Raw genomic sequence first — 12,973 nt, 5'->3', positions numbered from 1 at the left:
ATTTTCTCAGATAATTCTATGTCTTTAAATTATAGCATAGGTTAAGACGCCACAGATGTTTTAGAAAGTGTTTTAATGACCGCTTCAACATCACCCAAATCATTCATTAGTCCCGCGGGATTTTGTTGAGCTGCCCTAAGTTTAGTCATATAATCAACGACAATTGTCGAATCACTAACACTACTTGTGTCTTCAATTCGATAATAAAGATAGTGAATTGAATTAACTTTAGGTTCAAGGATAACGCTTAGATACCAAGTGTTATCTCCAATTTCAATAGTTGCCGTTTCCTTAAAATGACCATATTCTTCTTGTAATTTGCCTTGAATTTGTCCAATCTCAATTGGAACCGTGGCAGGCATTGGTCCTCCAGAATACGCATCTGACGTATTTAATTGTACCTTAGTGCCACGTACTTTCGAATTTTTAAGATTAAATACAACTTTCATATTTGATGCATCTTTGGACCCTTTTTTAATGGTCCAATCAGCGGGTGTAGCATAATTTTTATGCGGTAATATAGCATCACCACCGACGACTATTTTTGCTTGGACTGGTAAGCCATTTGTTCCTGCGTTAATTTTGTATTTTTGGGTTAATTTTATATTTTCTGTCGGTTGAATTCGACTGATTTCTGCCCAACTAGCCGGTTGTGTATCTTTAACTTGAATTAATGTTTTAAATCCTAAGATACCTAAAAAAACTACCATCAAAAAACCGATTGATATTAACATATTTTTCTTCATGCCAAAAATCTCCTAACCTGTTACGCCTCTATTATTAAAGCTTTTTCTCGTAGTATATCGCTAATATTATTGAAATGATTATTATATTCGTATACAAAAAGAAAAGTAGTGCACCAATCCATAATAACGTACTTACTTTTAGAAATGCCCACAAAATGATAAACCCAAACGCTAGAATTAAAATCATGCTATTCATAATTTTTCCAATCATTGCGTTCACAGACTGATCAATTAACTTATTTCGTTCATCCACATTCTCCAGCTGTTCTTCTTTCAGTCCTTTTTTAGAAAAAGTTATATAAAATTGATAGGCCGCAATTCCAAATGATAAGACAACATTAATAAATGATCTAATCAATTTTGACCAATCAAAAGCATCTTTAAAATCTAAGTTCATTATCCAAATTGAGGCAATCCCCACAAACATAAAAAATAAACCTACAAAAAAATGTCGATAACTATAGATTTTCATTTTAATTCTCCTCCATCTCTAAATTTTCCTTTAGCTGAAATAACGCTTCAATCTGACAATCAAACAATAAACTCAAACGATAGGCCAACATTATAGATGGCTTATATTTACCTTTTTCAAGTGAGATAATTGTTCGACTAGAAACTTGAACTTTCTCAGCTAACTGTTCCTGTGTTAATTCAAGCTTAGTTCTGTATTCTTTAACTTTATTTTGCATAATGAACACCTTTCAATATGAAATATACTTCATGTGAAGTTAACTTCATAATATAATAATTATTTTCTTAAGTCAACTAGCTGATTATTTCTGGCACCAAGCATATCAATATAAATTTCTATTTATTTATACTATAATTAAATAAACATCGTCAGATTAACTAATTTAATAATCTAACGATGTCTTTTAACTAAATAAAACGTTTTAAAAAGGAGGATTAAGCATATGGTTCAATCATACAAAAATTTCTGGGAAAATATTTTTAATTTTTCTGACACATCGAATAGATCAGACTATTGGTGGCCTACGATTATTAATAGTATTCTAGGAGCAATTATTATTTATTTTTATACGTCACTCGTTGGCCATCCTATCGATTCGATTTATAATTTTAGTGAACTTACTTTTATGACAAGTCGAAATATTGTTATGTTTATCGTCTGGATTGCAAACTTTGCTGTTTCAGTTCGTCGTTTACATGATACTGATCGTTCTGGTTGGTGGATTTTAATCCAATTCGTTCCATTAGTCGGTAGTATTTGGTTCTTTATTTTAATGGTTTTACCCAGAAAATCAAATCGCTGGGGTTAAATTATATTGATACTCGATTATTAATAAGAGGTGCTGATAAAATTTATCAGCACCTCTTTTGTTTACGGAAAATTAAAAAGATAGCACTGTAATCGACTAACTTGATTACCGCTCTATCTTCATTTTTCAAAAAATAATCCACCCTGATTAACTAAAACATCTGCTACAGGTGTCTCTATTCGTTTATTAAGCACCATTTTTTTCGTCTCTGTTACATATTTTTTAAAATTCATTGTTTGTAAATGAGCTTGGTAATCCTCGTCACTCCGGTAAATTTCAACGAAAATCCATTGATTTAAATCTCCATCTACAGAAGCAATGTATGTCACTAAGAGTCCTGCTTCATTTTCAAATGATTGTTTCATAGTATTCAATGAAACTTCTCTAAATTCTTTAACCCTATTCGGCTCTATTTCAATACTTGTTACTTTGAGTATAGCTCTGTCAGGCTTCAATTCATGCAAGGCTGTTGTTTTTTCTAACAGTAATTCTGGGGATAAATTAATCATCGATTTTTCAATTACTGCCTGAGATGCGATATTACTAAACATTTTAAATTGAGCCGAATTTGCATGTTTTTGATATTGATCTTCGTCTTGATAAGATTCAATCACAATATTTTCAGTACCCGCCTCATCCAAATGTACACTGTACATCGCCAAAGTTCCTTTTTCTTGCTGAATTGAGGTCGTTAAATTAATCATCCCTGCTTTTTCAAATCTTTCACGATCAGATAGCTTAATTTTAAGTTTGAATAGTCTTAATAATGGGGCATTCTTAAGTTCTATCATTTATTCACCCAATCCCATCAAACGATTATAATTTCCATAATTAATCAGGGCTCGATCATCTTTCGAAAGATTCAACTGATCTAAAGCTTCAATTATGGCATCCGTTGCTCCAGCTGGCGCAATCCCTAACGGTGCATCAGTTCCAAACAGTACGTGGCTAACACCATAATAATCAATTGCTAACCCTAATGCTTTAGGATTGCCCAATAATGCAGTATCTACATAGAAACGTTTAAAATCAGCTGCCTGTTCTGGTGATAGAATATGGTTAATTCGTTCAGCAAAATAAGGCACCATTGCCCCAGCATGATGAACAATTACTTTAAGTGTAGGATAGTCATTAAAAATTCCTGACTGTACTAATTGCAACATTGCTTGCGCTAGTTCATATTCCCAACTAAAAATAATATTATTGTCTGGTTTACGATCATCAAAAATTGGGTGTAACAGAATTGGGATATTTAATTGTGCAGCCATTTCAAAAATAACCCGGTATTCCTTTGCAGCAATACTTTTTCCAAGGGCACGCGTAAATAACTGAATGCCAACTAATTCTGAATTTTTTAGCACTTGTTCTTTTATAATACGTGTTGCTTCATCGATGTTATTTAGAGGTATCATTGCAATACCCGCTTTAAACAAGTCTGCATTTTGTTGAACCATTTCAATTATTTCGTTATTAGCTTGCCAGCATAATGCCGCTGCTTGTTCTGGCCCTACGTAGTCCTCAGGATTCACGTTGACTGCTGAGATAACTTGTTGGACATTTCTGTTCCGTAATAGGCGTCTTTGTTCAATATCAATCAATATGGGATGTTTAATAAATGGCATTTTTTCTGGCAAGTTCGGCTGAATAGCTAACATCTCGTTATAAAAATGTGGTGGTAAAACGTGTGCAAAAACATCAATACTTGTCATTAACTTTTCCCTCCTACAACCTAATTTAGGTTTCTTTAATTTAGCTGATTATCTAATACTAGGCAAAAATGCTAAAATAGCCTGCTCATTCCTCTCACCTAATATAAAAATTTTCTTATTTTAATGGCTCTAATTGTTTGATAACTTTGGCGGGCACGCCGCCCACTACTGTATTGTCAGGAACATCTTTTGTCACCACTGCACCAGCTGCTACAATCACATTATCCCCAATATGAACGCCACCAATAATCGTGACATTTCCACCTATCCACACATCGTTTCCAATTGTAATTGGTTTAGTATAAGTAATTAAATAACGACTACCATCTTGTCTTTTTCCAAAACGTTTTGTTGCATCTAATGCATGTTCACCACAATATAACTTCGTGTCTGGCGCGACAATGACACGATCTCCTAATGTGATTTTGTTTGAATCTTGAAATGTACAATTACCGTTAATAAAAACATCATCACCAACAGTGATATGTTTACCATAAACTGTATTAAATTGACCATTAATAACGAGTCCTTCCCCAGATTTCCCTAACAACTCGTGAATTGCTGTTGCTCTTTTCTCTAGGTCAGTTGTCGTATTGATTATAGTGACTAATTCTTTACCCGCCGCAATCATACCCTGTAATTCTGGGTCGCGATAATCATAATCTTGACCTGCCAATAATTTTTCATGTTCTGTCATCATTTTGCCCCTCCATTCACTATTTGACGCCCTTTTCTTCCTTAATAATTCAATTGTATTATACTACTTAAATTAACTGAACTAAATTCAAAAGATTCGGTTCTAGTGATATTAAAAAAGAGCCAACCTAATTGTATTTACCCAATCAGGTTGAACCCTCTTACTTCACAATATTATTTTCAAACTTCTTCAACAACTGTTGTCGTTTTTCAAGTTTCATTCCTTGAACTGCAGCAAAGTTAAACCATTTCAACTGGTTAAACCCCATCTTCCGGAATGTTCCCCTAAATACCATTTTAGTCACAGGATTTCCAAAGATAGTTCGATAAATCCAACCTGGTGTTGACATAGTTGTAACCATTTTAACTTTCTTTAAATGAACCATCTCATTTTTAAATAATTTTTTATTTTCCTGCTCTGTATAAAGAATCCCTTTAGCAATAACTTTGTCAAAGAATCCCTTCATCATAGCTGGCATAGATTCCCACCAGATTGGAAAAATAAAGACAAGCTCATCTGCAGCCATGAGGCGTTCTTGATAATTCGCCGTCATAGAATCCGTTGGTATCTTCTTACGCCAAGATATTAGGTCTTCTTGGTGCATTACAGGATCAAACCCATCTTTATGCAAATCAATTACGTCCACAATACAGCCCTCTTTTTCATACGCTGCTTTAGCACTAACTAGTAATGCCGCTGAATAACTCCTATTGTGCAATTCATTGTATCCAGCGTCTGCAGTGTAGGGATGATCAAATATAATACAAATTTTTTTCATGTTCAATAACCTCTTTTAATTAGTTTAATAAATTTTCCGACTTTAATGACTTTATATAAAATACTTCAAGTGTCATTTATCTTTCTTGCTATAAGTGTTACATTTGTTACACTTATATTAATCATTTATCGCGTGATTTACAAGATACAAAATCGTGTTATTTGTTACACTTCAAGGAGATATAAAAAATGACGGAAAATAACCAAGCAAAATTAAGTAAAAATTTGATTATTGATTCTTTAATTGACTTATTAAAAATAAAATCTTATCAAGAAATCACAATAACTGAAATCACAAAAAAAGCCGGAGTTGCCCGGCTGACTTTCTATCGTAATTTTGAAAATAAGGACGCGATTTTACTAACTCGGTCCGATTACTTATTTGACCAGTTTTACGCCGAACTCAAGTCCAATCAAACAGAAATTAGTTTGAAAAACATTTTCAAGCTAGCTTTTAACTATTGGCATAATGATTCTGAATTTATGGATATCCTAATTAAAAATGATATTGTTTATTTATTGGAAGATTCTTTTTATACTTATTTTGAAAAGATTCTTAAAGATACGCCTAGTATCAGTCGGCTAAATAATACTCAAAAAACGTTCATTCTTGGTGGCGTTCTACGAACGATGTTGCAATGGATTAGTAGTGGTAGTCCTGCTACAGCTGAAGAAGTTACTGCAGATATATTGGAATTGATTCAGTAAAAGTATGCTAGATTTTAATGATTAAAAAAATAGCCCAGATATTTATCTGAGCTAAGTCTAAACCTCTATTTAAAAATCTTAGGACCCTTACGCATTTTAGTACGATCATTTCTAGCAGTAGCCTTCTTATTGAAGTTTCCGCCATCAGTTTGTTTCTTTTTGATAATTTCTAGCATTTTATCTCTATCAGTCTTTGCTTTATCAGCCATTAATGTTTCCTCCTTGCTCTATTAATTAACAATTTCTTTCAAAGTTAAAGATTCATATTATGAATACATGCCTTCAAATAAAGTTGATCTTTTATTATTCAACTTACGTCGATTTTAATTCTGTATGCCCCGCTAATCAGTATACAGTTAAAATAACTATGCTCTTAACAGTATATCATTACGACTATCTTGATATCAATAGACGTATAAATTGGATGCCTTTAATTAACCATTCACTAATAATGTTCAATCTCAACGAATTTTGTTCCAACCTTTTCAACGAATTCTTTATCATGATCAATGATTAACATCGGTGGTTGAAAAGCCAGAATAACATCTTGAATTTGTTGACGCGTGATAACATCTAGATAATTAAGTGGCTCATCCCAAATATATATATTTGCTGGTTCAACCAACGAACGACTCAAAGCCACTTTTCTCTTTTGGCCCATGCTCATTTGACTGATATCTTTATCAAATTCATAACGTTCAAAACCAAGTTTTCTTAATGTATCCAACATTAAAGAATAAGAAACATTTTTTTCTGCAGCGAATTCTTGTAAAGAACCAGATAAACCATCAAAATTTTGCGGTAACCAGCTCACTTTTAAAGGTGTTGCAAATTTGTATTGCCCTTGATACTTTAATTGACCTAGTATAGCAGCGATAACGCTCGATTTACCAGAACCATTTTCACCCTGAAGAATAACGCGCTCTCCCATCTTTAATTTAAAATCTACCGGTTTATTTACCGGCAATTGTTTACGAAATGCTGATAAGCCAATTACCTCTAGTAAAGTCTTATCTGACACTAATTTTTCAAAATTCAACGTTAAAAGATCTGCCACATCAATATTCTTAAGTAAAGATTTTTTCTCTTCTACTGCTTTATCGGCACGTTTTTTAATACTTAGTACCCGTTTCATAGATTTAGCTGCCTTGTGGCTAATAAATCCTCTGTCTGTCGCACCAGATACTTTCGCCTCAGTCTGATTAGCCCAACCCGATTTTTTCCGTGAAGCACCTTCTAATCGTTTAATATCATGTTGTAATTTTTCTTTTTCATTATATTCCCAATTATTTCGTGACGTATTTTCGTCAGCCCACGTATTATAATTACCCTTAAATTGACTGATTTTAGCGCGATCAATTGAAATAACATGATCAATAATATTATTTAAAAAATAACGATCATGACTGATTAAAATAAATCCTTGTTTTTGTCTTAGATAATCAGAAATAATTTTTCGACCGTTTTCATCTAAATGATTAGTCGGTTCATCTATTAATTGAAATTTACCTTCGCCAACAAATAAGCTGGCTAATAATATCTTAGTTTGCTGTCCTGGACTTAATTGATTAAATGGTTCCGTCAATAATTTTTCAGATAGTCCAAGTTTATCTAATTCGATTAAAATTTGCCACTGATCATAGTCTTGTAAGTCTGTGATACTCTTGATAACCAGCCACACTGACTCTTCTGGTTTAACAACTGTTTGAGGAAAATACTGAAATTCTAAATCTGTTCTAATCTTTCCTTGGTACTGTAATTGATTTTGTAAAATTCTAAATAAAGTCGTTTTTCCGCGACCATTTCTACCAATTAGACCTAACTTCCAGCTGGCATCTAATTGTAAATCAACATTTTTAAAAATTGGTGCTAATTGTCCATCATATTGAAAACTTAATTGTTTAATTTGTATTGTTCCTATAGTAATTACCTCATTTCTTTGTGAGGTCGACCGCTAAACTATCCATTTGATTCTACAAAAAAAGAGCATACAGTTATATGCTCTTCAATCGTTATCCATCAAAAAAAGTGGTTCTTTCAGATGTGAAAAAGAATTGATATTGCAAACCGTTTGAATAGTCAACATGCATAAAAAGACACACTTCGTCCCTTGTTTAGTCGACAGTTATTCGATTAACGATTTGTATTTACCAATGCACTTCACACTCCCTGTTTATTAATTATTTACAGTCTACTATAGTTATGGTAGATAGGCAAATTAATCAAATGTGATATTAAATTGGTAAGCAATATCCTTCATCGCATCAATTTGATAGTCATCCTCAACATCACTACCCCAACTATCAATACCACCAACACCTCGAACGGCGCCTAGAATCGATAAAACGGTACGATGTTCCGCTGGTAATTCGCTATGATGTGTCGCATTTTCTAATTCTTCAGCTGTATAAGGTAAACAACTAAACGCAATTGGTTGATCAACCGCACTGAATGTTAAACCCGTTTCAGAAGCCTGTTGCATACGATTATCCAGAACAGACTGTCGATAAACAGTTACCCAATCATTTTGCATATGCACACCACAATCTTGCGGAACTAAGTATGGTGTCACTGGTAACCCTTGAACTTCATATCGGCCTGGAATTCCTCCGGCCATTCTATCTGGATAAGTTTCTCCTGATAATCCTTGGTAACAAAAACGAGTCGCTGGTGTGGGCATAATAAATCGCAACCCAAAAACAGGTAATGAGGGTAATCCAGCTTTTCCTTGGTATGAAACTGCAACATTCATTTTTCCGGTTGCTTCAACAGTATAAGTGACCGTCACTTGCGTTTGCGGCACAGTCAGTGTGTTATAGATATAACTTATAGCCACTTTTTCAGCGACTTCATGGTTAGTGTAACGATTATTTTCTGGTGCAATCGGTAACGCAATTGGTTTACCATTAATAGCAACTTTAACTGATTGACAATTACTGAATTGATCAGCGGCCAACCACATCCCTGACTTTACTGGAAACTGACTCCCCTGATCGTTATCCGTTGTTGCACGCCAAAAAGTCGGTTTTGGTGAGCGATAAAGCCACTCTTTACCTTGAATTCTAAAAGATTCTGGGCCACCCGTTTGATAGGAGAAAATATAATGAAAATCATTTCCTTTTAAACCGAGTGTGACATCTCCGTAAATGACAGTTAACTGCTTATTTATCTGTGCCATAATAGTATTTTACCTCCTGCATTGCTGGTTTTTCATTACGTGTGGCAAAAACGAGTCCATCACCCGAAAATGCATAATCAGATGGTCGATCATCAAAATCGCCACCATAACGCAACTCATTTTGACCTGTGACGGGATCTTCAACTAACAATGCTTGATCGATAAAGTCCCAGATGAAACCACCTTGATAGGATTCATATTGTTGTAATAAATCAATATATGATTTCATCCCGCCCAATGAATTACCCATATCATGCATATACTCACACAAGATAAATGGTTTTTGTGGTGAATTTTCTAGATAGTCTTTAATTTCGGCTGGTGTTGCATACATCCGACTTTCAACATCTGAAATGACATCTTTGTATTCAGGCGCACGGAAAACACCTTCATAATGAACTAAACGTGTCGAATCTTTTTGTTTATAGTACTCATTCATTTTCGCTAAGACACTGCCGGCGTATGATTCGTTACCCAATGACCAAAATAAAACTGAGGGATGATTTTTAAATAACTCAAAATTACTTTTAGCGCGGTCTAAAACGGCTGCTTCCCATTGATCCGATGAGCCGGGCACATTCCAAGAAGGCTCAACTTCACCCATTTTCTGCCAAGAACCATGTGATTCTAAGTTGGTTTCAGCCATCATATAAATACCAGCCTGATCACAACGATTGTAAAAAGATAATCGATCTGGATAATGTGACGTCCGAACTGCGTTAATATTGTTACGTTGCATACAGTCAACATCCCAAGCTTCATCATTATCTGAAATGGTTCTTCCTGATTTAGGGTTCCACTCATGACGATTAACACCATTGATAATTAATCGTTCACCATTTAATAACATCACGCGATTCTTAATTTCAATTTTGCGAAAACCAACTGGTTGTTGGATAATTTCAATTAATTGCCCATCAGCATCTAAAATTTCTAATTGTAATGTATATAAATAAGGCCGGTCATTCTGCCAAGCAGTCACTGGTTGTGCTAAATTGTAGTGTTTTTCGACATCTGACCCACTCATTAATTCATCGCTAAATAACACCGCATCTTGGTCTTTGAATGTGACACGGACACGTTGTTCTGCCCCACTAAAATGAAGTTGTAAATCTACTTGTCCTGTTTTTTGTCCACTATCGTAATCAGGAATCACCCAAAAATCATCTAAATGTGTTGCAGGTTGTGCTAACAGTGTCACATCACGAAAAATTCCGAAGAAACGGAAAAAGTCTTGGTCTTCAATGAAGGCTGCAGAACTTCGTTTATGCACTTCAACTGCCAAACAATTATCCTTATCTTTTAAATAAGGTGTCAGGTCAAATTCGCTTGGTGTAAAACTATCTTCTGCGTATCCTAGAAAATGTCCATTCAACCAGACGTACATTGCCTGTTCAACACCTTCAAAACGGATAATAACGCGTTTATTTTGAAGAGTTGGTTCCAAGTCAAAATGGTTTAAATATGAACCTACTGGATTATATTCTGCATCACTAAACATTCCAGCATACTGATTTAAATCAGTATCTGAAAAAGCAGGTCGTCTATATTCATGTCCTTCCCAAGGATACATCGTATTAATATAATGTAATTGCTCATATCCTGATAATTCAATATGCTGTGGTACTGGAATTGTGTCAAATTGTTCTGCATCAAAGTCAGTCTGATAGAAATTTTTTGGTCGACTTGCTGCATTAGTGCTGTAACTAAATTTCCAAGTTCCATTCAAAGATTGTTCAAATGAACTTTTTTGTTGTAACATTTCTGCTTGAGTTGCATAGTACTTATGATCACTGTGAGCTGGTACCTGTCCAACACGAAAAACGGTTGGTGTATCTAGCCATTCAATTTCTGGTGTCATCTGTTTGCCTCCGTTTTATATAAAAGCGTTTTCATAATTAAGTATATGTTTTCTTTTGGAGGTTGTCAAAAAGCATTATAAAATTGAGACAATAAAAAAAATTAGATTTAAGTGAAAATACGGTAATCTCATTTTTATTTTGTGTAAAATTGATTAACTTCTTCCTTTGGGCCTTTTAATTGATTTTTGCAGTAAGTTTCAGTATCGATTGCTGTATTAATCCTTCTGCAAAAATGAAAAAATGTAAAGGGAGGAGAAATCGTTTATATACCCTTTACTTTTCTTTGTGTTTTAGCTAGGTTATTATCAGTAGTTGCTCCCAAAACCCAACGAATATTCCAAATAGAAGGAAATATCTTTAAATTTTAAATACAATAAAAAGGCTCTGTACTATCTGTTGTTGGGACTAGTGTAAAAACTATTACTGATGACAGTTTTTTTGTATAATAACAAAAAAAAGCCAAAAGTCATAAGACTTTTGGTTACGAGTTCATCCATGTTCATTATCCCTCAACCACCACAGATGAATTAATAAGAAAGATGGAACTCTCCGCATGCCTAATCATACTAAATTTTGGCTTAAAATAAAAGACAGTAGTCTAACGATTGTTGATTATCAGTCTTCTAATGACGGTGTCACTCGATTTAACCGTGTTCTTGATTACCAGCCGAAGGGATTGTCCAAATTGTGATATTAAAAACGAAGGACAGATTATCAGGTATAGTTGGCGTCAAACACCCATACGCTACCCTAAATTTTTTGGTAAATGTATCATTTTATCACTCAAACGAAGATACTTTAGCTGTCATGAGCGGCAGTCATACTTCCTTGTCCAAACAAGTGTGGTTCCTAAAAATTGTACGATTTCCAATCTATCTAAACAGCTCTGTTTAACTAAATTAGCGGAATCCGTTTCTTTAACTCATATTGCTAATGAAATTTCGAATCCTGATTCCTTTGTAGGTCGTATTTTAATGACCTTTGAACGTGATTTTAAACCTAATTATAAATTTTTACCTAAAGTACTCCTACTTGACGAAGTCAAGAGTACCAAATCAGCTACAGATGCCATGAGTTTTGAATTTATGGATGCTAGTAACCATGAATTAATCAAACTTTTATCTTTTAGAAGATTCTATCAAATAGAACGTTATTTTTATCGTTACTCAGCTGCAGCTAGAAAAAACGTGAAAATTATCGTAACTGATATGAATTATACCTATCCTAAACTAGCCAAAGAAGTCTTTCCTAACGCGATTGTCATCATAGATACCTTTCATATTATCAATTCAGTGAATCGTGGATTCACTAAAACTAGAATTAGACTGATGAAAGAACTTTCAAAATCATCACAAGACTACAAAGCACTAAAACGTTACTGGAAGCTCCTGTTAAAACCTTCTGAAACCTTAGATTTTAAAAATTTCAAGAAATGGACTTATTTCCCATACCTAACAACAGAAACAAATGTCGTTGATCATTTATTAGCGATTCATCCTGAACTAAATAAATCATATGAACTCATGAACCAAATAAGATCAACCATTCGGTTGAAGGACTGGAAATCTTATGATTTTACAGTTAGAAACACCGAAAGGTGTTCTGAAGAAATGCTTAAAAGTATTGAAACGTTGCTTTGTCACCATTCTGAGATTAAAAATAATTTTGGCTATTATTATACTAACGGTCCTTTAGAAGGAATAAACAATAAAATTAAGGTCATTAAACGCGTTGGTTTTGAATTTAGAAATTTTCGTAGATTCCGAACTAGAATATTTTATACACTTAAAATCCATACAAAAAAACACCTCACAAATTGCTTTGTGAAGTGCTTCAAAATATCGATATAAATATATATTAGCGTTTTGAGAATTATCGATTAATACTTCATGGAATCTTATCTATTTGAATCCACTTGTATCAATACTTTACAATATTGAAAAAGGAACAACATTGAATAAAATCCATAATACGAGATAAAATTAACACCATAAAATAGACTAGTCAAGACACCAT

14 protein-coding genes are annotated in these 12,973 nt (G+C 33.8%); 3 read left to right on the top strand and 11 right to left on the bottom strand.

The window, feature by feature from the left end; translation table 11 throughout:
• Positions 1-41 precede the first annotated feature (41 nt).
• From AC1RPU_RS04050 to AC1RPU_RS04040, 3 genes are read right to left on the bottom strand one after another with little or no spacing between them, the layout of a single operon-like run.
• On the bottom strand, positions 42-746 hold the full coding sequence (locus AC1RPU_RS04050) for a hypothetical protein (RefSeq protein ID WP_481761593.1): 705 nt from the start codon (positions 744-746) through the stop codon (positions 42-44).
• 34 nt (positions 747-780) lie between these two features.
• Positions 781-1,218 (bottom strand): hypothetical protein, encoded by a 438-nt coding sequence (locus AC1RPU_RS04045; RefSeq protein WP_481761594.1) that lies wholly within the window; start codon positions 1,216-1,218, stop codon positions 781-783.
• A gap of 1 nt (position 1,219) precedes the next feature.
• The gene (locus tag AC1RPU_RS04040; protein ID WP_481761595.1) at positions 1,220-1,435 is read right to left on the bottom strand and encodes a helix-turn-helix transcriptional regulator; all 216 of its coding nucleotides are present in this window, start codon (positions 1,433-1,435) and stop codon (positions 1,220-1,222) included.
• Between the two features lie 225 nt (positions 1,436-1,660).
• Between AC1RPU_RS04040 and AC1RPU_RS04035 the strand changes: the two genes are divergently transcribed.
• A complete protein-coding gene (locus tag AC1RPU_RS04035) occupies positions 1,661-2,026 on the top strand; it encodes a DUF805 domain-containing protein (protein WP_481761596.1) in 366 nt (121 codons plus the stop codon).
• A 119-nt stretch (positions 2,027-2,145) separates the two neighbouring features.
• Here AC1RPU_RS04035 and AC1RPU_RS04030 read toward each other — a convergent pair whose 3' ends face one another.
• The 4 genes from AC1RPU_RS04030 to AC1RPU_RS04015 all read right to left on the bottom strand — a co-directional run bounded on the left by AC1RPU_RS04030 (position 2,146) and on the right by AC1RPU_RS04015 (position 5,210).
• Positions 2,146-2,817: a putative quinol monooxygenase gene (locus AC1RPU_RS04030; RefSeq protein WP_481761597.1), complete on the bottom strand. Its 672-nt coding sequence runs from the start codon at positions 2,815-2,817 to the stop codon at positions 2,146-2,148.
• Positions 2,818-3,735 (bottom strand): amidohydrolase family protein, encoded by a 918-nt coding sequence (locus tag AC1RPU_RS04025; protein ID WP_481761598.1) that lies wholly within the window; start codon positions 3,733-3,735, stop codon positions 2,818-2,820.
• A gap of 115 nt (positions 3,736-3,850) precedes the next feature.
• A complete protein-coding gene (locus AC1RPU_RS04020; protein ID WP_481761599.1) occupies positions 3,851-4,435 on the bottom strand; it encodes a sugar O-acetyltransferase in 585 nt (194 codons plus the stop codon).
• A 157-nt stretch (positions 4,436-4,592) separates the two neighbouring features.
• Positions 4,593-5,210 (bottom strand): NAD(P)H-dependent oxidoreductase, encoded by a 618-nt coding sequence (locus tag AC1RPU_RS04015; RefSeq protein ID WP_481761600.1) that lies wholly within the window; start codon positions 5,208-5,210, stop codon positions 4,593-4,595.
• A 188-nt stretch (positions 5,211-5,398) separates the two neighbouring features.
• Between AC1RPU_RS04015 and AC1RPU_RS04010 the strand changes: the two genes are divergently transcribed.
• Positions 5,399-5,917 (top strand): TetR/AcrR family transcriptional regulator, encoded by a 519-nt coding sequence (locus AC1RPU_RS04010; protein ID WP_481761601.1) that lies wholly within the window; start codon positions 5,399-5,401, stop codon positions 5,915-5,917.
• A 65-nt stretch (positions 5,918-5,982) separates the two neighbouring features.
• Here AC1RPU_RS04010 and AC1RPU_RS04005 read toward each other — a convergent pair whose 3' ends face one another.
• From AC1RPU_RS04005 to AC1RPU_RS03990, 4 genes are all read right to left on the bottom strand, one after another.
• Complete coding sequence (locus tag AC1RPU_RS04005; RefSeq protein ID WP_409022043.1) at positions 5,983-6,126, bottom strand: hypothetical protein; 144 nt, start codon at positions 6,124-6,126, stop codon at positions 5,983-5,985.
• Positions 6,127-6,362: 236 nt separating this feature from the next.
• A complete protein-coding gene (abc-f, locus tag AC1RPU_RS04000) occupies positions 6,363-7,823 on the bottom strand; it encodes a ribosomal protection-like ABC-F family protein (RefSeq protein ID WP_481762188.1) in 1,461 nt (486 codons plus the stop codon).
• Between the two features lie 312 nt (positions 7,824-8,135).
• Complete coding sequence (locus AC1RPU_RS03995) at positions 8,136-9,095, bottom strand: beta-galactosidase small subunit (protein ID WP_481761602.1); 960 nt, start codon at positions 9,093-9,095, stop codon at positions 8,136-8,138.
• Positions 9,079-10,956 (bottom strand): glycoside hydrolase family 2 TIM barrel-domain containing protein, encoded by a 1,878-nt coding sequence (locus AC1RPU_RS03990; RefSeq protein ID WP_481761603.1) that lies wholly within the window; start codon positions 10,954-10,956, stop codon positions 9,079-9,081. The genes AC1RPU_RS03995 and AC1RPU_RS03990 overlap by 17 nt, the downstream gene beginning before the upstream one ends.
• 627 nt (positions 10,957-11,583) lie before the next feature.
• Between AC1RPU_RS03990 and AC1RPU_RS03985 the strand changes: the two genes are divergently transcribed.
• Positions 11,584-12,807, top strand: coding sequence for an ISL3 family transposase (locus AC1RPU_RS03985; protein WP_481762183.1), 1,224 nt, complete (start codon positions 11,584-11,586; stop codon positions 12,805-12,807).
• Positions 12,808-12,973 lie beyond the last annotated feature (166 nt).

The organism is Dellaglioa sp. CoH-55-MRSF-7, assembly GCF_056782235.1.
The sequence above is the reverse complement of the archived record's forward strand: the minus strand, read 5'-3'. Positions and strand labels throughout refer to the sequence as shown.

Coding starts and splice junctions, on each gene's coding strand:
- AC1RPU_RS04025 (WP_481761598.1), bottom strand. CDS start 3,735: ATGACAAGTATTGATGTTTTTGCACACGTTTTACCACCACATTTTTAT.
- AC1RPU_RS04040 (WP_481761595.1), bottom strand. CDS start 1,435: ATGCAAAATAAAGTTAAAGAATACAGAACTAAGCTTGAATTAACACAG.
- AC1RPU_RS04010 (WP_481761601.1), top strand. CDS start 5,399: ATGACGGAAAATAACCAAGCAAAATTAAGTAAAAATTTGATTATTGAT.
- AC1RPU_RS04015 (WP_481761600.1), bottom strand. CDS start 5,210: ATGAAAAAAATTTGTATTATATTTGATCATCCCTACACTGCAGACGCT.
- AC1RPU_RS04050 (WP_481761593.1), bottom strand. CDS start 746: ATGAAGAAAAATATGTTAATATCAATCGGTTTTTTGATGGTAGTTTTT.
- AC1RPU_RS03995 (WP_481761602.1), bottom strand. CDS start 9,095: ATGGCACAGATAAATAAGCAGTTAACTGTCATTTACGGAGATGTCACA.
- AC1RPU_RS04045 (WP_481761594.1), bottom strand. CDS start 1,218: ATGAAAATCTATAGTTATCGACATTTTTTTGTAGGTTTATTTTTTATG.
- AC1RPU_RS04020 (WP_481761599.1), bottom strand. CDS start 4,435: ATGATGACAGAACATGAAAAATTATTGGCAGGTCAAGATTATGATTAT.
- AC1RPU_RS03990 (WP_481761603.1), bottom strand. CDS start 10,956: ATGACACCAGAAATTGAATGGCTAGATACACCAACCGTTTTTCGTGTT.
- AC1RPU_RS04005 (WP_409022043.1), bottom strand. CDS start 6,126: ATGGCTGATAAAGCAAAGACTGATAGAGATAAAATGCTAGAAATTATC.
- AC1RPU_RS04035 (WP_481761596.1), top strand. CDS start 1,661: ATGGTTCAATCATACAAAAATTTCTGGGAAAATATTTTTAATTTTTCT.
- AC1RPU_RS04030 (WP_481761597.1), bottom strand. CDS start 2,817: ATGATAGAACTTAAGAATGCCCCATTATTAAGACTATTCAAACTTAAA.
- AC1RPU_RS03985 (WP_481762183.1), top strand. CDS start 11,584: ATGACGGTGTCACTCGATTTAACCGTGTTCTTGATTACCAGCCGAAGG.